The following is a 21394-nucleotide window of genomic DNA, read 5'->3' as shown; positions in this document are numbered from 1 at the left end:
TTACCGAAATTCTGAAAAGATAAGGGAAAGTTCTCTCAGGAGAGCTTTACGTCCTCTAAAGACTTCTCCTCCCATGAGACGGTCCACTAACTCTTGTTTTTCCTCACTTTGCTTGGATTTGTAAGTCTTTAGAAGTTCGTGAAAGAGATAATAATCATCCAGTCTGAGCCCCTTTTCTCCTAGACGATGGCTAATCTCACTCACCTCTTCATAGGGTTCTTTGTCAAAACGACGCTTGTGGCTTTCCTGTTTACGGATGTAATCTAGGATACGATTTCTAAACTTTGTTTTAAAGCAGACATAAAGTCGATGGCGCTCGCCCTCTAATAACTCTGGATTACGGCTCACCAGATCATACAGGCATAACATGCCTTCCTGATCCCAGTCCTCTTTCTCCCACAGATGCAAATGATAATCTTTGCGACACTTATGGACGATTCCCTTACTTTCTTCATATAAGTCTTTTAGATTCATAGACCTCTCCTTTCTGCATTTAGTTTAGCAAAATGCGTGAACCCCTGGGTCTACTTCCTCTATTCTATACTTCTTCCTCCCTCAACGGCACATAAAAAGAGAGGCAAAGCCTCTCTGGGGTTATAATTCTGCAATTTGGTTGAGATTCACTTCTGCAATCGTATCATTACCAAACATAGAGATAATCATCTTCACTTTGTTGTTATCAATTTCAGTAATTTTCCCTGTGTAGTCTGCAAAAGCGCCATCAATAATGCGGACTGTCTGTCCAACTTCAACGTCAATATCGAACTCTTGAACAGTTTGTCCCATTGAAACCAAGATATCACGGATTTCTTGTTCCAATAGTGGAGTTGGTTTTGATCTGTTCCCGTGTGAGCCGACGAATCCTGTTACGTTAGGTGTGTTTCGAACGACGAACCATGCTTCATCTGTCATGACCATTTCTACAAGGACATAACCTGGAAAGCGATTCTCTTCAACTTCCTTTTTCTTTCCATTTTTCTCAACTTGCACGGTTTGTGTTGGAATCTCAACGCGTAGAATATTATCCAACATGTTATACGTTTGCGCACGTTGCAATAGATTTTCTTTTACCTTATTTTCATAGCCAGAATAAGTTTGTAGAACAAACCATCCTTTGTCAAAACTATCCATGATATTTCCTTTCATAATAGAAGAAATTAGCAGAAGCTCTCTGCCTTTCTTCTAAAAAATGTTAATAAATCGAATCAAACCTGAAACAATCAACTGGTCAAAAATGTAAATGATGACCACAAAGAAGGCTGTGTATTCCATAATAGAGCGAAAATCTCTCCAGCTTTCCTTGCGAGTTGGCCACGTTGTTTCTTTAAGAAGTTTAAAAATATCCTTAATAAAACCCATCGTTCTCTCCTATCTTGTTTCTCTATGTGTCGTATATTTCCCACAATGTTTACAAAATTTATTTACTTCTAGTCGTGTTGGCTTGGGGTTCCCACTAATTTTGATTGAATAATTTCTTGAACCACAAACTGCACAAGCTAGGCTTGCTTTTTTTAGTGCCATAACGCCTCCATCTTATCTATTATAACAAGAAACCTAGGCTTTGACAAGCCTCTTAACGAAATAGATTAAGGATTGAGTCCCATATTGTCTGGGCTTTTTCTTTTATTTTAGCTTCTGAAATCGCACGTCCTGCTTCATCTACAAGATTTTGTGCACGACTACGAATATCCGCTATCGGATCCTCAGACTGGTTTGTCCCATTTTCAACAACTTGCTTTTTCGTATTTTCTGGTTCAATCCCATTTTGTTTATAAGCATTCTCAACTGTAAAAGCGCTACCTGGAGTGTATGGCAAAATGGTATTAGCCATACTTCTAAAGACATGGGCTGCTCCATTTGAGGTCGAACCTGCTAGATAATGGTTCTCATCCGTCGTCGGGAAGCCGAGCCAGTGGGTAATTACCACATCTGGAGTATAACCAATCACCCACTGGTCACTAGTATATACTGAATTAAAAGCGGCCTCAGTAGTACCTGTCTTTCCAGCCATAACATAATCTGTTGGCGACGAACTAATTCCTGTACCATTGGTAAATGTTCCTAGCATCATACTGGTCATTTTATCAGCTACAGACTTATCAATCACTCGTTTTTGGGAGTTTTTATGACTCTTGATGACCTGACCACTGGCATTTTCAATACGAGTGATAAAATGCGCTTCAGGCATCAAACCTTCATTAGCAAAGGTTGCATAGGCTTGTGCCATCTGGAGGGGATTCGTCTCTACACCTCCACCGAGAGCGACTCCAAGAACTCGATCAACATTTTCCATATTCAGGCCAAATCTCTCCCCAGCGTCAAAAGCTTTGTCAATACCTAATGCATTTACAGTCGCAACTGCCGGTAAATTGAGTGATTCCGCCAAAGCCTGATACATAGGCACTTCAGGAGAAGTCTTAATCCCTGCATAATTGTCTACTTGATAACTATCGTACTGCATCGTATGATTATCCAGTTGCTTGTTTAAGGCCCATCCTGCTTCTACTGCAGGCGTATAAACCACTAAAGGTTTGATAGTTGAGCCTGGGCTACGCTTAGACTGAGTGGCATAGTTGAAATTGCGGAAGCCTGGTTTGTCATCGCCAGCTACGCTACCAACAACGCTACGCACCCCACCTGTTTTAGGCTCTAAAGCAACACTACCTGATTCAGCATGTGTTCCGTCTTCTGCCTTTGGAAATAGTGAGGTATTTTCGTAAACAACCTGCATGTTGGCTTGGTAGTTTTGGTCAAGTTCTGTATAGATTCGATAGCCGTTGTTGACAATTTCCTCTTCTGTGAGATTGTACTTGGAAACTGCTTCGTTGACAACTGCATCAAAATAGGACGGGTAACGATAATCCGAAATCTTCCCTTCATACTTATCTTGCAGTTGAGAAGCCATATCTGCTCCAGCTGCTTCGGTCTCTTGATTTTTATCAATATAACCCGCTGCAACCATATTTTGCAAAACAGTATCCCTACGGTTGGTTGAAGTTTCAACAGAATTTAATGGATTATACAATTCTGGCCCCTTGAGCATCCCTGCTAGAGTTGCCGCCTGATCAAGCGTTAGTTGTGAAGCCGATACACCGAAATATTTCTTACTTGCATCTTCAACCCCCCATACCCCATTTCCAAAATAGGCGTTATTGAGGTACATAGTAAGGATTTGCTCCTTACTGTATTTCTTGGTCAACTCTAAGGCAAGGAAAAACTCCTTGGCCTTCCGTTCAACGGTCTGGTCCTGAGAAAGATAGGCATTTTTTGCCAACTGTTGAGTGATGGTGGACCCCCCTCCAGAACGACCCGCTGTAAGGATGGCTAGAAAGAAACGACCGTAGTTAACCCCATCATTTTTATAAAAGGAACGGTCCTCTGTCGCGACGACAGCATTTTGCAAGTCTTTACTGATATCTGTCAGTTCAACATAGGTTCCCTTTTGACCTGATAGGGCTCCTGCCTCTTTTTCTTCGCGGTCAAAAATCAGAGTTCGCGTTTTCAAGGCATTTTGCAAGTCATTGACATTGGTAGACTTGGCTATCGCAAATAGGTAGGTTCCTACTAGCAAACCTGCACTTAACCCTAAAATGATGACGATCTTTGTCAGATGATAACGACGCCAAAATTTCCGAATTGGCCCTACTTGGGACAATTTTTTTCTATCGCTCCGAGAACGACGCATGCTAGTCGAATCAGACTCCGTGGATTCATTCGTTTCTTTTTTAAAGAGAGAAAGAAACTTCTCAAATAATTTATCTAATTTCATGCGTTTATTTTATCATCTTCACCATAGTAACTCAAGAATTTAGCTACTCCCTATCCAAATAGGACTTTTTTTGTTACAATATCTGTATGCAATTCACATTTACATTACCCGAAGCCTTGCCTCAAATGACGGTCAAACAATTTCTAGAGGAACAACTCCTCATCCCTAGAAAAATCCGTCATTTTTTGAGAACCAAGAAGAACATCTTAATTAACCACGAAGAAGTTCACTGGAACGAGATAGTCAAAGCAGGGGATATTTGCCAATTGACTTTTGACGAGGAAGATTATCCCCCCAAAGAAATCCTTTGGGGAAATCCAGACCTCGTTCAAGAAGTTTATCAAGACCAACATCTTATTATCGTCAACAAACCAGAAGGAATGAAAACGCATGGGAATCAACCCAAGGAGATCGCCCTTCTCAACCATGTCTCTGCCTACGTTGGGCAAACTTGCTATGTCGTTCATCGTCTAGATATGGAAACCAGTGGACTAGTGCTTTTTGCTAAAAATCCTTTTATCCTGCCCATCCTCAATCGCTTGTTGGAGAAAAAAGACATCGCTCGCGAGTACTGGGCACTCGTAGAAGAACGAGTAGAGAGTAAAGAACTTATCTTTCGAGATAAAATTGGCCGTGATCGACATGATCGCAGAAAACGAGTAGTAGATCCCAAAAATGGGCAATATGCTGAAACGCATATCAATCGATTAAAGCAATTCCCAAACAAAACAGCTCTTGTTCGTTGCAAGCTAAAGACCGGTCGAACGCATCAGATTCGTGTTCACCTCTCTCATCACAAGCATCCTATCTTGGGCGACCCTCTCTATAATAGTAAATCAAAAGCAAGCCGGCTTATGCTTCACGCCTTTCGCCTTTCTTTTACCCATCCACTCACCTTAGAAAAATTGAGTTTCACTGTTCTATCGGATACTTTTGAAAAAGAATTAAAAAAGAATGGATGACATTATCATCTATTCTTATATATACAAAAAAAGCAAGGCCAGAAAGCCTTGCTTTTTTATCGACTCAAGAATTATTTAGCGATTTTTGCAAAATATTCAAGAGTACGAACAAGTTGTGAAGTGTAAGACATTTCGTTGTCATACCATGAAACAACTTTAACCAATTGTTTACCGTCAACGTCAAGAACTTTAGTTTGAGTTGCGTCAAACAATGAACCGAATGACATACCTACGATATCAGAAGATACGATTGGATCTTCAGTGTAACCGTATGATTCGTTAGAAGCTGCTTTCATAGCTGCGTTTACTTCATCAACAGTAACGTTCTTATCAAGAACTGCTACCAATTCAGTTACAGAACCTGTTGGAACAGGAACACGTTGAGCAGCTCCATCCAATTTACCGTTCAATTCAGGGATAACCAAACCGATTGCTTTAGCAGCACCAGTTGAGTTAGGAACGATGTTAGCTGCAGCAGCACGAGCACGGCGAAGGTCACCTTTACGGTGTGGTCCATCAAGAACCATTTGGTCACCAGTGTAACCGTGGATAGTAGTCATCAAACCTTCAACGATACCGAAGTTGTCATGAAGAGCTTTAGCCATTGGAGCCAAACAGTTTGTAGTACATGAAGCACCTGAGATAACTGTTTCAGTACCATCAAGAATATCATGGTTAGTGTTAAATACAACTGTTTTAACATCTGATCCACCAGGAGCAGTGATAACAACTTTCTTAGCACCACCAGCGTGCAAGTGTTTTTCAGCAGCTGCTTTAGTAGCAAAGAAACCAGTTGCTTCAAGAACGATTTCTACACCGTCGTTAGCCCAGTCGATTTGTTCTGGATCACGTTCAGCAGAAACTTTAACGAATTTACCGTTAACTTCAAATCCGCCTTCTTTAACTTCTACAGTACCGTCGAAACGACCTTGAGTTGTATCGTATTTCAACAAGTGTGCAAGCATCACTGGATCTGTAAGGTCGTTGATGCGAGTAACTTCAACACCTTCTACGTTTTGGATACGGCGGAAAGCAAGACGACCGATACGTCCGAAACCGTTAATACCAACTTTAACTACCATTAGTGATTTCCTCCTTATGAAAATCATGAAAATTTTATTGTGAAAAGAGTAACTTGAATCACTACAAATCACCTTTCAACACACCTATTATATAACTATTTGAGTTTAATTGCAAGTACGGGCGTTGATTTTCTCTGTCAGTTTCTTTTTGATAAACTTCTTTCCCTACTCATAGCGTAAGGATTCCACTGAATCCATTTTACTAATCTTACGTGCTGGGAAGTAGGCTGAAATATAGCCAAGAAACAAAGCAAAAATAAGAGTTCCTGAAACGGAGAGAAGATTTAATTCAAAAACTTTAGAGATAGACGGATAGAAATGGTGGACAATAATATTCGATAGGCTTCCTAGTCCTTGTGCAATGATAAAGGCTATTAGCAAGGCGATCCCTACAATCCAAAGTGCTTCGTAGATAAAGATTCCTTTCACATCTCTATTTTGATAGCCAACCGTCTTCATGACACCAATTTCCTTAGAACGTTGCATGATATTGATGTAAATAATGATCCCTATCATAACTGCTGCCACCACAATCGCTTGTGAAGAAAGCACAATCAGTAATCCCTGAATGACACGAATAAAGGTAATCACAATATCAAGAACGGCCTGTTGAGAAAGAACTGTATACTTCTTATTTTTCTGCAATTCTTCTATTACTGTTTTCGTACGAGAAGGATCTTTAAGTTCCAGAATAAAATAGGATACAGCCTTTGTAAATTCAGCTTCTTTTAAAATAGTTTCCATCTGGTTGGAAGCCATGAAACTATTGCTATCCTCTGCATCATCTTCGTCATTGATGACACGCACAATATGAGTTTGAAAACCTGCCAACTTGCTACCTTCAGCAGCATTTTCTACAATGGTTGCTGAAACTGGCTTGCCAATAACATCACTAGCTGTCAGATTTTCCCCTGTTTGTTCATTCCAATTTTTGAGCAAACTCATCGGAATCGTCAATCCCTGCTCGTTAACATCCGTATAAAGAGTGCCTGCTAACACTTTTTCTTTTTCATTGCTACTAACAGAAATACTTGTATCTTCATACAAACTCACGACTTGAGCATAAGAAGGCATAGATTGGCTAAATTCTACTTCGTGTCCGTCTATGCTAATCTTTGACATGGTCATGCCAAAAGGACTTTCTAGATATTTAATATTTTCTTTCCCAATCGTATCCACGATATAGTTCTTATCATCTTGGTTCAAAAAACCTCTGCCAGCAACACTAGAATTCAGCGCAATCTGAACTTGGGAAGGGAGCTTCCCCCCGTTGGTATTTTCATCAATCATCGAAATCAAGGCATTTCCTAACCCAAACGAAACCAATACACCTACAAAACCAATCGAGGTCGCTACTGCAATCAGCAAGTTACGCCACTTTCTTTCCAAAAAGTTACTTAAAGAAAGTTTGAATTTGTTTTTAAAGGACAATCCTTTATTTTTTGACTTCTTCAACGACTTCACCATCCTTCATTTTGATAATCACATCTGCATATTCAGTAACCTCTGGGTTATGAGTAACAATCAGTACTGTTTTCCCAGCTTGGGCCAAATTTTTGAACACTTCTAAAACCATCTCTTGAGATTGAGAATCGAGCGATCCAGTTGGTTCATCAGCTACAATCATATCTGGTTGGTTTACCAGAGCACGCGCAATGGCTACACGTTGTTTTTGTCCACCAGAGAGCTGTTTAACATTCTTAGCCATAAAAGGCTCCATCCCTAAATTATGAAGTTGTTCTTGGGCTATTCTTGTCATTTCTTTATCCGATAAATCTTTGACATAGAGAGGCAACTTAACATTATCCAAAACAGATTGATGGGGGATGAGATTGAAGTTTTGAAAGACAAACCCAATGTTGTCTTTGCGAAATTGCGTCAATTCAACCTCTGACAATTCCTTGAGAGACTCTCCTTTAAAGTCTAAAATTCCCTCGTACTCCCTATCTAAACCGCTGATAATATTTAATAGACTGGTTTTTCCACATCCTGACGGACCATAAATCGCAGTGATTTTCCCTTCAGCAATCTGTAGGTTAATATTCCTTAGAGCCTGCTCTTTATTATTCCCATCCAAAACGTAAAATTTTGAAATATTTTTAATGGATAAAATGGACATTACAATCTCCTTTAATCACTTGTGATATCGTGAACCGTTACAAACTACAATAAACAATGCTAATATAAATTAATCTAACAGAATCAGATTCAAAAAAAATTCCTTCTTTTTTCGAATTTATTGTAACAAAAAAGCGACATTCCTCCAATGACAGAAATGTCACTCCTATAAACAATTTAACAATATCTTTTTAGGTCCTCAGCCCATTCATTGTCTAAACTAATTAGTAACTGCTCATTACCAAACATCCTTGCCATCATTTTTGCTTCTTCATACTTTTGTTTGGCTGTTTCATAATCCATCTGAATATAATATTTCCACTCCACCATCAAGACAATTGGTTGTTTTTGAAAATCTCGTGTTTTCTGTCCTATTTTATTTAAGGTCTCAACTGCTCTCTTAAAATAATGAAACAGCCCCATAATTTCTATACAAGCTAAAGAAGCTAACAAGGAATCTCTAAGCAAGTCCAAACAATCGAACTCTATCTTATCAACCTGAGAAATTAGTTTGTCATGAAAACAAAGAATGGTTTCATGCTCAGATTTTTTTATCTCACCCACATTTAAACCATCCATTAACTGACAGTTGAAATACAGTCTCAATTTCAACAATTCCTCAGCCCTGTATACATCTCTGGATAGTAAGTCTTGAAGACCACCCTCAATCACACTACTTCCGTATAAGGAATTACTAGTCGCCCTCACCTCATCTATAGCTTGAAGACAATCCACTACCACTTTCTCATCACGTGGCAAATCATCATAAAAACATTCAAAAATCTCATCAAAATATTCTTCCTTCTGCTCTTGCAACTCTTTGTCTCCATAGTCAGGATGATGAAGAAGAAAGTACTTTAATTCTTGATAACGCTTCGGTAATTCCTTATAGTCTGGCATCAAGGCATAGGATGGGATGTCTAGCTTATCTGCAATGTATTCTAGTGTTTTTATAGTAGGACGAAATTCTCCTTTTTCAATGCGTACCAACTGACGAACGGATAACTCTGACTCATCTCCACAAAAAACTGGACGACTAAGACCTTTCTCCTCTCTAAGGAGTCTTATCTTTTCCCCTAAATCATTCATCTCTTACATTTCTCCCTCGGCTCAATACAAAAACTTTGATAGTCAAACAAATATATACACTTATTATAACATTTTTCAAGAAAATGTACAAAAAAGAGACAGGATAACTCCTGCCTCTAGGCTGATAAACGATTATTTACGACGTCCTGGACGTTCTGCATAACCATAGTAAGCATCTGCCATGATTTCTTCCATGTCAGCTACCATCGGCAAGCGTGGGTTTGCAGGTGAACATTGATCTTCGTAAGCAAGTAAGGCAATCTCATGCAAGCTGTCTTTCCAAGTTTTTTCATCGATACCAAAGCCTTTGAAGTTCATTGTGATTCCAACTGCTTCACCAAGATCGTAAACTGCTTTGGCATAAGCTTCAACCGCTTCTTCTGGTGTTGAGCAAGGAAGACCTAGCATACGAGCGATATCTTGGAATTTTTCATCAGCTTTCCAGTAATTGTACTTAGGCCATGTTGTAGTTTTAGATGGACGAGTTCCATTATAACGGATAACATAAGGAAGTAAAATAGCATTTGTACGTCCGTGAATGGTGTGGTGAACAGCACCAATCTTATGCGCCATTGAGTGACTCATTCCAAGGAAGGCATTTGCAAAGGCCATACCAGCCATTGTAGAGGCATTATGCATCTTTTCACGGGCTTCTGGGTCAGCTGTTTTTACAGATTTTTCCAAGTATTTGAAGACTAACTTGATGGTTTGAAGAGCAATACCATCTGTATAGTCATTGGCAAAGTTAGAAGTATAAGCTTCAGTTGCGTGTGTCAAGACATCCATACCTGTGTCAGCAGCAATAAATGCTGGAACAGATTCTACCAAAGCAGGGTCAACAATTGCAATGGTTGGTGTCAAAGCGTAGTCAGTGATTGGGTATTTCCGGTTGTTTGCCTTGTCAGAGATAACTGCAAACGGTGTTACTTCTGAACCTGTACCAGATGTTGTTGGAATACCGATATATTGTGCTTTCTTACCAAGTGATGGGAATTTGAAGGCACGTTTGCGGATATCCATGAATTTTTGAACGAGGTCACCGAAGTCAACGTCTGGCTGTTCATAGAACATCCACATACCTTTAGCTGCATCCATTGGTGAACCACCACCAAGGGCAATGATAGTGTCTGGTTCAAACGAACGCATTACTTCAACACCACGACGAACTGTTGTGATATCTGGATCTGGTTCAACATCTGAGAAGACTTGAATCGTGACTTTGTTTTTACGAAGATTCAATTGGTCAATCACACGTTGTACAAAACCGAGTTTTTCAATTGATTTATCGGTAACAATCATGACACGTTCGATACCTTCGCAAGTTTGAAGGTATTGGATTGAGTTACGTTCGAAGTAGATTTTTGAAGGAACTTTAAACCATTGCATATTATTTCTACGTTTTCCTACTTTCTTGATGTTTAGAAGGTTGATCGCACTTACGTTATCACCGACTGAGTTGTGTCCATATGAACCACATCCAAGTGTTAATGATGGAATGAAGGCGTTGTATACATCACCGATACCACCAAAGGTAGATGGAGAGTTCCAGATAATACGCATTGCCTTTATTTCCGTACCGAAACGTTTTGCAAGAGCTTCGTCTTTTGTATGGATAGCAGCTGAGTGTCCTAGACCATTAAATTCAACCATTTGACGAGCTTTTTTAAGTCCATCTTCAGTATCTTCAGCTTTCAAAACTGCAATAACAGGTGATAATTTTTCACGAGTCAATGGTTCTTTAATTCCAACTTCTGCACATTCAGCAGCCAAGATGTTTGTCCCCTCTGGAACGCTAAATCCTGCTTGTTCAGCAATCCATGCTGCTGGTTTACCAACGATGTTTGCGTTTAGTTTAGCACCGGCGCAGTTCTTGCTGTTAGCTTTTGCACCAAAACAGAATTCTTCCAAAAGCGCTTTTTCTTTCTTGTTGACAAAGTAAGTATGGTATGATTTGAATTCTTCTACAAATTCGTCATATACTTCCTTATCAATGATAACCGCTTGTTCTGATGCACAGACCATCCCATTATCAAATGATTTAGACATAACGATATCATGAGCAGCTTGGCGAAGGTCAGCAGATTTTTCTACATAGGCAGGAACGTTTCCGGCACCTACCCCAAGAGCTGGTTTTCCACATGAGTATGCAGCTTTAACCATAGCATTCCCACCAGTTGCGAGGATAGTCGCAACACCTTCATGGTTCATAAGTGCTCCAGTTGCTTCCATAGATGGCTCTGTAATCCATTGAACACAGTTTTCAGGTGCACCGGCTGCTATGGCTGCATCACGAACGATTTGTGCAGCATGAGCAGAAGATTCTTGAGCTGATGGGTGGAAGGCGAAAACGATTGGGTTACGTGTCTTCAAGGCAATCAATGATTTAAAAATTGCTGTTGAAGTTGGGTTTGTTGTTGGAGTGATACCACAAATAACTCCGACTGGCTCCGCAATCTTCGTCAAACCTGTAATTGGATCATCTTCGATAACTCCAGCTGTTTTAACTCCACGCATATTGTTCACTACGTGTTCACAGGCAAATAGATTTTTTGTCGCCTTATCTTCAAATACACCACGACCAGTTTCTTCAACTGCGTGTTGTGCAAGGATACCATGCGCGTCAAGTGCTGCAACAGACGCTTTTGCTACGATGTAGTCAACTTGCTCTTGATTCAACTTGCGCATTTCATCAAGCGCAACCAAGGCTTTTTTCACGAGACCGTCGACATGCTTTTCAGCAGCAAGTTGTTTTTCCTCTGGTGTTACTGTTTTTTTATCAGCCATATTATCCTCCATAGCCTTTAAGGATATTATCCTTTGTTAATTTTTTCACAAGTTTATTATAACTCTTTTTTTATGCTTTGTAAACAGTTTCATAAGTATTTCACAAAGAATTTTTCTAAGTTTGTGAACTTTTTCTCAATTAACCCGTACAATAGAGTTTTGACTGGACGATTGTGAAATTATGAAAAATATTTTTTTATTTCACAAAGTTTTCTCTAGTTGATAGCTATTTATCGAATTCAAGGCAAGAAAGCGTTTTCTATTTTGGTTTTAAAAATAGTCTCCTAACTTGGAGACTACTGTTTTTGCTGAAAAACGCCTTGTTTAAAGGTCCCTTCATAAACAACCTCTTGCTCTGTAGTCAACTTCCCTTGACCTTCAGCCTGACCATTTACAAAATCACCTTCGTATTTCCAGCCATCTTTTGATTGGAAAGTCCCTTTTCCATTAAAGGCTCCATTATTGAAATCACCTGTATATTGGTCTCCATTTTCAAAGGTCAGAGTGCCTTGGCCATTCATTTTTCCTCGTACCAGGGTACCATCATAAACAAGGGCACCGCCATCAAGTGTCAGGGCACCCTTTTTAGGTGTATTTAGTAGAAATACTGAAAGGGCACAGAGTGCAATTACGACTACTGCAATGAACTCTAGCCTAGGGCGAGTTAGGTAAACTCTATACTTTTCATAGATTTGTTTAAGCTTTTCCATTGTCACTCTCATTTTCTAATCGATCTAGCCAGCTTCGACATCCACTTGTGATGCGAGCATAGGTTTCCTCAAAATCTCCTGTATACCAAGGATCTGGAACACTTTCAGATGCAAAAGGGTAGATCTTATGTTGCAATTCCTGAGGACACATTTGACGCAGATCTGAAACGTTTGAAGCATCCATACCGATAATGTAATCAAACGATTCAAAATCTTCTCTACGAATCTGGAGTGATGTTTTGTCTTTGTCATAAGGAATCTGATACTGCCGGAAAATCCCCTGCGTTCCCTTATGAATCGGATTACCATGTTCCCAAGATGAAGTCGCACGACTCTCAACCTGGTAATCGCTCGTCATGGATTTCATTACAAACTCTGCCATGGGGCTACGGCAGATGTTTCCTAAGCACACAAATACTATTTTTCTCATCCCTTTTCCTCTTACTTCATAGAAAAACGGGAGTGACAGGTCCCGTTTTATTCTTCGATTGCTCCGCCTTCGTCAACAACTGTTCCTTCTGGTGTCACAGCTTCTTTGAGTGGCAAAACGGTCTTGATAGCAGCCAATTCAAAAGTCAAATAAACGCCATCTACATCAAGTACGATTGTTCTCTTCTCAGTGTCTACTTCATCCACTGTTCCGTAAAGGCCGCCAATTGTAATAACTTCATAGCCTTTTTGAAGTTTATTTAAGCTTTCCATACGCTTTTGAGCTTGTTTCTTTTGAGAACGTTGCATAAAGAACATCAAGGCCATCATACCTACAAGCATGATTAAAAAAGTAATATTTGGATTCATTATTTTCTCCTTTGTATTTTACATAGGACTACTATATCAAATTTCAGCTACTTTTACAAGGTTGTACCTTGTTTTTATGGTTATAAAAAATCAGAGTTTTCACTCTGATTTTTGTGATTATTTCAAGTTTTGAACGACTTTGACTAGATTCTCTACCGTAAATCCGTACTCTGCTAATACTTTTGGTGCTGGGGCAGATGCTCCGAAAGTATCAATACCGAGAACTGCACCATCAAGACCAACATATTTGTACCAGTTTTGAGTTGCACCCATTTCGACTGCAACACGACGGCGAACTGCATTTGGAAGGATTTCTTCCTTGTATGCTGCATCTTGTTTATCAAAGACATCTGTAGATGGCATGCTGACTACGCGGACTTTTTCGCCTTGACTAGCCAATTCTTTGGCAGCTGCGACCGCCAAATTCACCTCTGAACCTGTTGCAATCAAAATCGTATCAAAGTCTGCTGCATTTTCATAGACGACATAGGCACCTTTCGCAACTTTGTCAAAGTCTGTTCCCTCTTCGACAGTCAAATTTTGACGTGTCAAGACAAGGGCAGTTGGTGTTTTTTCGCTTGTCACGGCAAGATACCAAGCTGCTTGAGTTTCACGCGCATCTGCTGGGCGGAAAACATTGAGATTTGGCATAGCACGAAGACCTGCTAAGTGTTCAACTGGTTCGTGAGTTGGACCATCTTCCCCAACTGCGATTGAATCGTGGGTAAAGACATAAGTCACTGGAAGTCCTTGCAAGGCTGACAAGCGGACAGCTGCTTTCACATAGTCAGAGAAAACGAAGAAAGTACCACCGTATACACGAAGTCCACCGTGAAGGGCCATCCCGTTCAAAATCGTTCCCATAGCAAATTCACGAACACCAAACTGAATGTTGCGGTTCAAGCGATTAGCGTCGTCTTGAAGTCCATCCGTTTTGATATAAGTCATGTTTGAGTGAGCGAGGTCAGCTGATCCACCTAGGAAAGTTGGCAACTTAGCAGCGACAACATTCAAAGCATCCTGACTTGAATTACGAGTTGCTTGAGAGAAACCATTTTCTAAGGCTGGGAAGTCTGCTGGAGTCACTTTAACTGGATCACGTCCGTCGATAATAGCTTCTACTTCTGCAGCCAGTTCTGGATACGCTTCTTTATAGTCAGCGACTAGTTTTGTCCATGCTTCATAGGCTGATGCACCACGGTCTGCAACATTTTCCTTGAAATCAGCATAAACTTGTTCTGGAATTTCAAATGGTTCATAGTCCCAACCGAGGGCTTGACGAGTTGCTGCAGTTTCGTCCGCACCAAGAGGAGCACCGTGTACAGCATTGGTTCCTTGTTTGTTTGGAGAACCGTATCCAATCACAGTCTTCACTTCAATCAAAGATGGTTTTCCTGAAGCTTTAGCTGCTTCGATAGCCGCATGGATTGCTTCCAAGTCTGTTCCATCTTCAACCAAGGCTGTATGCCAACCATAGGCATTGTAACGGTCACGAACACTTTCTGTAAAGGAATCCTTTGTCTCACCATCCAAGTTGATGTCATTTGAATCATAAAGAACCACCAACTTGTCGAGTTTTTGCAAGCCTGCGTATGAAGCTGCCTCACTGGAGACACCTTCCATCAAGTCTCCGTCTCCACAGATCACATAAGTATAGTGGTCAAAGATATTGAAGCCTTCACGGTTATACTTCGCCGCAAGGAAACGTTCTGCTTGGGCAAAACCAGTAGCAGTAGAGATCCCTTGTCCTAGAGGACCAGTTGTAGCGTCAACCCCTGCTGTATGACCAAATTCTGGGTGACCAGGTGTTTTAGAACCCCATTGGCGGAAACTCTTGATTTCATCCATGCTAACATCTTCAAAACCAGAAAGGTGAAGAAGGGCATAGAGAAGCATAGATCCGTGTCCTGCTGAAAGAATAAAGCGGTCGCGGTTGATCCAGTTTGGTTGGGCTGGATTGATACGAAGTTGTTTTGTAAAGAGGCTATAGGCCATTGGAGCAGCCCCCATAACCACCCCTGGGTGACCTGAGTTTGCTTTGTTGATGGCGTCAATACCTAGAAAACGAATTGCATTAACAGATAGATTTGACATAGAATTTCCTTTCTCTTTGAGGTGATTAATGAATCACACATCCTATTTTACTATTATATGAAAAAATGCATGGAATAGCAATAAAACAATTTGTGTTCATCTAACCCGTTTGATTTGTCTATTCCCTCGTCACTTCATAGTACGGAAGCAAGCGAGTATAAGCGTCTTCTAGCTTCTCCAATATCGCTTCTACTGACTGATTTTCAATGAGGGAAACATCTGACTTGACTAAGACTTTTCGGGCTTTCTGACTTCTCACCTTCTCGCGTAAAGTACGACGGTTCTCCTCAGTAGCCTCCATCTTATGACTTTCCCCATTTGAGTAGACTAGATAATAAATTCCTTCTACCACTGGAATTTCTAAAACCTTGGCTTGCTTGCCTAAGGTCTGTTCGTCTTTCTTACGCTCGATGAAACTGACCTCTAAAGAAATCCCAAAGTCAGCAGGTGTTCCATACAAACGAAGAGCCATCATAGGTTCTGTCACTTGTCCATCTCTCTGTAGATAAACCCAGAAATGCGGTCGCAAACGCTGCGCTTGGTTCATCCACTGACTAGTCTGTTGCAATTGCCATTCTGGATGACTAGCTTGAAAGGTTTTGGCCAGTTCTGTAAAAGACTTCCGAGCCTCTTGGCCTTTTTGCCGCAAGTCCAGCATCTTTTCTCTTTCATCGCCAGCTTTATCAGGATTACGATACTGGACCCCTGCAAATGATAGGTATTCTCTAACTGCTTTCAGCATATCTGAATCTTTCCTTTCCTAGCAAAAAATCAGGACGAACCTGATTTTGCTTTGTTTATTCTGCATCTACGACAACATAGCGATTTGGCTCATCACCCTCAGAGTAACTCGTTACGCCATCCATGCGTGAAATAATGCGATGGATAATCTTGCGTTCGCTATTTGACATTGGATCTGTTTGCTGGCTACGTCCTTCTTCTAAAACGCGAGTCGCCAATTTTTGAGCGTAGGTTTGTAAGACTTCTGCACGGTGTTCAACGTAATCATTGACATTGATTGTGATGTAGAAGGTTCTTGAATAGCGATTATAAAGGTAATTTTGCGCTAACAGTTGAAGAGCTTTCAAGACTTTTCCGTGGTAGCCGATAATACGACCTGGTTCATTAGTGTCAATTTGAAGATTAATGGTACGGCGATTGTAGTCGCTCGAAATCGTCCCTTCAACATCCATATCATCTACAATGGTTTGAACGTAGTTAGCTACTTCAGTTGCCACTTGTTCGATATCATAACTTGGCTCTACTTTTAAGCCCAAGTCTTCCAACGATTGGCTTGCTGCTTCCTGCGTTTCAGTTTCTTTTTCCGGAGCAGATTCCACTTCCTCAATAACATCTTCTGCTTGAAGTTCATTTAAAATTGAAATATGACCTGTTTCTTCCAAAATCGTGCTGGCATGCTTTTCATTTTTCAGGATTTCAGCCTTGACCTCTTCAGAGACACCTTGACCTTCTTCTTCAATCTTCTTGATGGCTTCCACTACATGCCCCAAATCAACAGTTGCTTCGCTGACGGTTTTCACTGGTTCATTTTTTTCATTAACTTCTTTTGGAACACCCTTGACGGCCTGCTGATTGGCTTTGATCACTGTCGTTTCACTAATCGCTTCGATATCAACTTGAGCTGGCTTCTTACCAAACAAGCCTAAGAATCCTTTTTTCTCTTTCGAAACAACCTTGATGTGGGCCTTCATTCTTGGAATGTCTAATTCTTTCAATCCTTTTTGGATTGCTTCTTCAACCGTTGAACCTGTAAATAATACCATTACAAGATTCCTCCTTATTTTTTCTTTTTCTGTGCTTTTTTCAAGGCTTTTCTCTTCTTACCTTCTAAATCTTTTTCTGCTTGCGCCACTGCTTCTCTTTCAGCAATAATCTTGAAAGGATTGTTCAAGAAATAGGTTTGCAGAACTTGGTAAGCATTGGACACAGCCCAGTACAAGGCTACACCACTTGGGGCGGAGATGGCAAAAATAAAAATCAATACAGGCATACCATACATCATCCCTGTCGTAGCTCCACTTTTTTCAGATAAAGCTTTATTCGATAACCAGCTACTCAAGAAAGTAAAGACTGCTGCCAAAATCGGAAGGACAAAACTTGTATCTACTCCTCCTAAATTAATCCATAAAAAGTGACCCGTTTTCAAAAAGTCTACTCGACTCAAGGCTTGAAAGAGTGCCAAGAGAACCGGCATTTGTATTAAAATCGGCCAGAGAGAGGATGAATGCTTGATCCCTAACTCTTTATAAACCTTGCGCATCTCCTGGTCTAGCTGGGTTCTACTTTCCATATCACGACCCGAATATTGCTCTCGCAAAGCCTTGATGCGTGGTTGAGCCTCTTGCATTTTTCTAGAGGCAACCATCTGTGTCTGAAAGACCGGTAATAGAATCGTCCGAATCAAGATTGTGAAGAGGATAATCCCCACTCCGATACTAATGTCAAAGGACAAAAAGCGGATAATTTCAGCAAAAAAATAGACGAATTTGCTCCAAAAGTCTGTCGAATCTGCTGTTATATCGCTAGCTGTACCATTTGTTGCACAGGCTGTCATGATAAACAAGGACAAGCCCAACAAACTAGTCAACTGTAGTTTCTTTTTCACTCCCATTTCCTTCCTGGTAAATCTTTGATAACTTTAATACGTGGAGTAGATTTTTCTCCATCTCTGCATATTCCAAGGTTTCCACCCCTTTTCGGGCAATCACGACAAAATCAACATGCTCTACTAAACTCCCTTTTACACTTTGTAGAATGTGTCGGATTCGTCTCTTAATTTGATTTCTGGTAACTGCATTCCCCAGCTTTTTGCTGACGGACAGTCCTACTCGAAAATGGTTTTGCTGGTTTTCCAATTGGTAGACAACAAATTTTCGATTGGCAAAACTTGTTCCGTCCTTGAAAATCGCCTTAAAATCTTTCTCTCTTTTTACACGAAAGCTTTTCTTCAAAACTCAACTCCATCTATTAAATTACTACTATTATACCATATTTTTTGAAAAAGCCAATAACAGCAAGGTTTTAGACATTTTCTGCATAAAAAAAGCTGGAAAATCTCTTCCCCAACTTCTTTCTACAATCAAATTTTATGTGCATTTACTTATTTTTTCAAGCGCTCAACATCGCGTGCAATCACCAATTCTTCATCTGTTGGAATAACCAAGACACGGATTTTCGCTGCATCCGTTGAGATGTCTCCCGTTACGCCAAAGACATTCTTTTCTGGATCTACATCACAACCAAACCAAGAGATACCTGAAATGACATCCTCACGGAAATCTACTGCATTTTCACCGATACCTGCTGTGAAGATAATCGCATCTGCTCCATTTAGGACTGCAAGGTACTGGCCGATATGTTTTTGGATACGATCAACATACATTTCATAAGCCAAAGTCGCATCATGGTCTCCTGCTTCCATGGCAGCAATCACATCACGCATATCGCTTGACTGACCAGAAACTCCCATGAGCCCTGATTCACGATTGAGAACACGACTAATATCTTCTGGGGTATTGAAATCCTCTGTATATTGCATGAGATAAGGGATGATAGCAGGGTCAATATCCCCTGTACGAGTTCCCATCATCACACCGCCGAGTGGTGTGAATCCCATAGAAGTATCCACAGACTTCCCACCCTTAACAGCTGTGATAGAAGCCCCGTTACCAATATGGCAGGTAATCAATTTCAAATCTTCTAGAGGACGGCCCAAAAGTTTCGCTGCTTCTCCTGCGACAAACTGGTGGCTTGTACCATGAGCACCGTATTTACGAACCTTGTTTTCTGTGTAGTATTTAGTTGGTAGAGGATAGCGATAAGCCTTCTCTGGCATGGTTGTGTGGAATGAAGTATCAAATACAACAACACTGGTAATATCTGGAAGCAATTCCTTAAATGCGCGAATTCCAGCTGCGTTAGCTGGATTGTGAAGAGGAGCCAAGAGTCCCAATTCCTCAACTTTTTCTATCACATCTCCCTCAACAACTGTTGATTCCTTGAAATATTCACCACCTGCAACGACGCGGTGGCCGACACCTGTAATTTCGTCGTACCCTTTGATAATGTCAAAACGAATCAAGTCATCCAATAAAATTTTAACGGCTTGTGTATGGTCTTCAATATCAAGAATTTGTTGCTCCGAACGACCGTCAAATTTTACTGTTGAAATTGAATCTTTCAATCCAATACGTTCAATCAAGCCTTTAGCCAAAACTTTTTCCTCAGGCATTTGATAAAGTTGCCATTTCAAGCTTGAACTTCCTGCATTGATTGCAATTGTTTTTGTCATAAGATGATACCTCTTTTTAAGCGTTTTCATCTATTATAACAAAATCTCTTTTATATTTCAGTACCTTTGCTCCAATTTTGAAAATTTTCTTTAAAGGTCAACAAAACTGACGGATCTTGCAAGCTAGTAAGAGGATAGACAAAGGGTTCTATTTCTTTATCTCTTTTCTTCTGTAAGACAAAAATACTTTTAGCTTGGCTTGCAGTTGAGAAAATATCCTCTGGCAGAGCGATGATAGCAGCCAGACTCACTTCGTCTTTGAGCCACCCTTTTAATAAGTCACTTTGAGGACTTGTCAATAAATCACTAGGAGCTAGAAAAATAGCATAACCATCTGACTTAAGGTACTTGAGGCCTTGCTCCATGAGCAGATGATGGGCATAGGTATGTTCTTGACTAGAAGCCACTTGATAGCGCGAAGCGATGGCATCGTCTGGGTAATAACCAACAGGCAAGTCGCTGATGACCACGTCGCTTTCTTTAAGCATTTGCGGACGAACGGCATCTCCTTGGACAAAACCAGCTTGTAAACCGATCACATCTGCCATACTAGCTGCCAAATCAATCAGCAAGTCATCCACTTCGATTCCCAAGTAATCTACTTTTTTAGAGAGGGAAGTCAAGAAAGTAGCCCCCAAAATCCCCATACCAGAACCTATTTCGAGGATGCTAATTTTCTCTTGTTTAAACAACTCTTCTACAACAAGTACCAAGAGGAGGGCAATGGCATCTGGTGTAAACTGGTGATTGGCCTGTAAAGGTTCCGTTTGTCCTGCCTTCATCAAGAGAAACTGGTAGGTCTTGAGCCACTCTTCCTTGCGAAGCGCTAAGCGTTTAAGGGCTTGATTGTTCTCCTTGACCTGCTCTAGCTCGGTCTCGCCATCTAGATAGATACTATTTTGCTCTACCAAGGCATCATAAAAGTTGGTCACCAAATCACTTTGGATGACTTGGACATTCTCTAGTAAATACGTATAAGCTTGTTCAATTTTTTCAAAATCCATATTCCTATCTTATCAAATTTCCCTCCTTTTTTCCATCTGAAGAGAAAAAATCACTGCTTTAATCAGCGAGTGATTTTTGGGCTACTGTTAAAAAGAGTTCTGCGTAATTTCCTAGGAAAAGACCTTCAGCACTATAGAGGATCTGACTGTCAATTCTTGAAAAACCAAACTGGGCGAGCTTGGTTTCCAGTTCAGCTAAATCAAAACCATGATGATTGGTATCTGTCTTGACAAAATCAGCAATGAGGACTTGTCCATTCTCCCTAAGGTGATGGTGAAACATGGCAAGAGTCGCATCTAGATCAGGCATATGATGAAGAACCCGACTGACAACAATCAGGTCAAATTGATGTTCCAAGGGATTTGCCAGTAAATCTTGCTCCAAAAACTGAATATTCTTGATGTCTTGTTGCTCTGCTTTCAAACGGGCTTGCTCCAGCATTTTCTCTGAAATGTCTACAAGGGTAACCGACTTGGCCTGCTGAGCCAGGGGCAAAGCTAAAAGACCCGTCCCACCGCCAAAGTCCAATATTTCCTTGTCTGATAGAAGAGCAATCTGTTTTTCAACTGCTTGACAAACCAAATTTACAAGAAAGATATTTTTAGGCGAATCAAATGTTTCTGCTTTGTGATTAAAATCATGTTTCATGCTTTTAGTTTAGCACAAAGAAG

General features: G+C 40.5%; 22 protein-coding genes. 1 reads left to right on the top strand and 21 read right to left on the bottom strand.

Annotated features, from left to right (window positions below; genetic code table 11):
* The 5 genes from MK405_RS09445 to pbp2a form a co-directional block, all read right to left on the bottom strand.
* Positions 1–474, bottom strand: a complete 474-nt coding sequence (locus tag MK405_RS09445; protein WP_268704889.1) for a sigma-70 family RNA polymerase sigma factor — start codon at positions 472–474, stop codon at positions 1–3.
* A 120-nt stretch (positions 475–594) separates the two neighbouring features.
* On the bottom strand, positions 595–1131 hold the full coding sequence (gene nusG, locus MK405_RS09440; RefSeq protein ID WP_000376732.1) for a transcription termination/antitermination protein NusG: 537 nt from the start codon (positions 1129–1131) through the stop codon (positions 595–597).
* A gap of 51 nt (positions 1132–1182) precedes the next feature.
* Positions 1183–1359, bottom strand: coding sequence for a preprotein translocase subunit SecE (gene secE, locus MK405_RS09435; RefSeq protein ID WP_000505776.1), 177 nt, complete (start codon positions 1357–1359; stop codon positions 1183–1185).
* Between the two features lie 9 nt (positions 1360–1368).
* Positions 1369–1521: a 50S ribosomal protein L33 gene (gene rpmG / locus MK405_RS09430; RefSeq protein WP_001809375.1), complete on the bottom strand. Its 153-nt coding sequence runs from the start codon at positions 1519–1521 to the stop codon at positions 1369–1371.
* A gap of 52 nt (positions 1522–1573) precedes the next feature.
* Positions 1574–3769 carry a penicillin-binding protein PBP2A gene (gene pbp2a, locus MK405_RS09425; RefSeq protein WP_268704888.1) on the bottom strand — a complete coding sequence of 732 codons (2196 nt, stop codon included), beginning with the start codon at positions 3767–3769 and terminating at the stop codon, positions 1574–1576.
* A gap of 86 nt (positions 3770–3855) precedes the next feature.
* Here pbp2a and MK405_RS09420 point away from each other — a divergent pair, with 86 nt between their 5' ends.
* Positions 3856–4731 (top strand): RluA family pseudouridine synthase, encoded by an 876-nt coding sequence (locus MK405_RS09420; RefSeq protein ID WP_326845816.1) that lies wholly within the window; start codon positions 3856–3858, stop codon positions 4729–4731.
* Positions 4732–4802: 71 nt separating this feature from the next.
* Here MK405_RS09420 and gap read toward each other — a convergent pair whose 3' ends face one another.
* The 16 genes from gap to MK405_RS09340 all read right to left on the bottom strand — a co-directional run bounded on the left by gap (position 4803) and on the right by MK405_RS09340 (position 21371).
* Complete coding sequence (gap, locus tag MK405_RS09415) at positions 4803–5813, bottom strand: type I glyceraldehyde-3-phosphate dehydrogenase (RefSeq protein ID WP_000260673.1); 1011 nt, start codon at positions 5811–5813, stop codon at positions 4803–4805.
* A gap of 165 nt (positions 5814–5978) precedes the next feature.
* Positions 5979–7280 carry an ABC transporter permease gene (locus MK405_RS09410; protein WP_268704887.1) on the bottom strand — a complete coding sequence of 434 codons (1302 nt, stop codon included), beginning with the start codon at positions 7278–7280 and terminating at the stop codon, positions 5979–5981.
* Positions 7249–7932 (bottom strand): ABC transporter ATP-binding protein, encoded by a 684-nt coding sequence (locus MK405_RS09405; protein WP_009067988.1) that lies wholly within the window; start codon positions 7930–7932, stop codon positions 7249–7251. The genes MK405_RS09410 and MK405_RS09405 overlap by 32 nt, the downstream gene beginning before the upstream one ends.
* Before the next feature lie 176 nt (positions 7933–8108).
* The gene (locus MK405_RS09400) at positions 8109–9020 is read right to left on the bottom strand and encodes a helix-turn-helix domain-containing protein (RefSeq protein ID WP_268704886.1); all 912 of its coding nucleotides are present in this window, start codon (positions 9018–9020) and stop codon (positions 8109–8111) included.
* A 132-nt stretch (positions 9021–9152) separates the two neighbouring features.
* Complete coding sequence (gene adhE / locus MK405_RS09395) at positions 9153–11804, bottom strand: bifunctional acetaldehyde-CoA/alcohol dehydrogenase (protein ID WP_268704885.1); 2652 nt, start codon at positions 11802–11804, stop codon at positions 9153–9155.
* A 296-nt stretch (positions 11805–12100) separates the two neighbouring features.
* On the bottom strand, positions 12101–12514 hold the full coding sequence (locus MK405_RS09390) for an MORN repeat-containing protein (RefSeq protein WP_000413196.1): 414 nt from the start codon (positions 12512–12514) through the stop codon (positions 12101–12103).
* On the bottom strand, positions 12501–12944 hold the full coding sequence (locus MK405_RS09385) for a low molecular weight protein-tyrosine-phosphatase (RefSeq protein ID WP_268704884.1): 444 nt from the start codon (positions 12942–12944) through the stop codon (positions 12501–12503). Before MK405_RS09385 ends, MK405_RS09390 begins: the two co-directional genes overlap by 14 nt.
* A gap of 47 nt (positions 12945–12991) precedes the next feature.
* Entirely contained in the window at positions 12992–13312 is a 321-nt protein-coding gene (gene yajC, locus MK405_RS09380; RefSeq protein WP_001069055.1) for a preprotein translocase subunit YajC, read from the bottom strand.
* 117 nt (positions 13313–13429) lie between these two features.
* Complete coding sequence (gene tkt, locus MK405_RS09375; RefSeq protein WP_268704883.1) at positions 13430–15406, bottom strand: transketolase; 1977 nt, start codon at positions 15404–15406, stop codon at positions 13430–13432.
* Positions 15407–15524: 118 nt separating this feature from the next.
* Complete coding sequence (locus MK405_RS09370) at positions 15525–16148, bottom strand: HI_0552 family protein (RefSeq protein WP_268704882.1); 624 nt, start codon at positions 16146–16148, stop codon at positions 15525–15527.
* Positions 16149–16203: 55 nt separating this feature from the next.
* Positions 16204–17190 (bottom strand): RNA-binding cell elongation regulator Jag/EloR, encoded by a 987-nt coding sequence (gene jag, locus MK405_RS09365; protein ID WP_268704881.1) that lies wholly within the window; start codon positions 17188–17190, stop codon positions 16204–16206.
* A gap of 14 nt (positions 17191–17204) precedes the next feature.
* On the bottom strand, positions 17205–18032 hold the full coding sequence (locus MK405_RS09360) for a membrane protein insertase YidC (protein WP_220107348.1): 828 nt from the start codon (positions 18030–18032) through the stop codon (positions 17205–17207).
* Positions 18007–18378 (bottom strand): ribonuclease P protein component, encoded by a 372-nt coding sequence (gene rnpA, locus MK405_RS09355; protein WP_000748120.1) that lies wholly within the window; start codon positions 18376–18378, stop codon positions 18007–18009. Before rnpA ends, MK405_RS09360 begins: the two co-directional genes overlap by 26 nt.
* A gap of 149 nt (positions 18379–18527) precedes the next feature.
* Positions 18528–19718, bottom strand: a complete 1191-nt coding sequence (locus tag MK405_RS09350; protein WP_268704880.1) for an acetate kinase — start codon at positions 19716–19718, stop codon at positions 18528–18530.
* A gap of 50 nt (positions 19719–19768) precedes the next feature.
* Entirely contained in the window at positions 19769–20722 is a 954-nt protein-coding gene (locus MK405_RS09345; protein WP_268704879.1) for a class I SAM-dependent methyltransferase, read from the bottom strand.
* Positions 20723–20780: 58 nt separating this feature from the next.
* Positions 20781–21371: a class I SAM-dependent methyltransferase gene (locus MK405_RS09340; protein ID WP_268704878.1), complete on the bottom strand. Its 591-nt coding sequence runs from the start codon at positions 21369–21371 to the stop codon at positions 20781–20783.
* Positions 21372–21394 lie beyond the last annotated feature (23 nt).

Origin of the sequence: Streptococcus oralis (assembly GCF_026782345.1) — a bacterium.
Lineage (GTDB): Bacteria > Bacillota > Bacilli > Lactobacillales > Streptococcaceae > Streptococcus > Streptococcus oralis_CK.
Note: the sequence above shows the minus strand (reverse complement) of the source record. Positions and strands in the feature narration are given on the sequence as shown.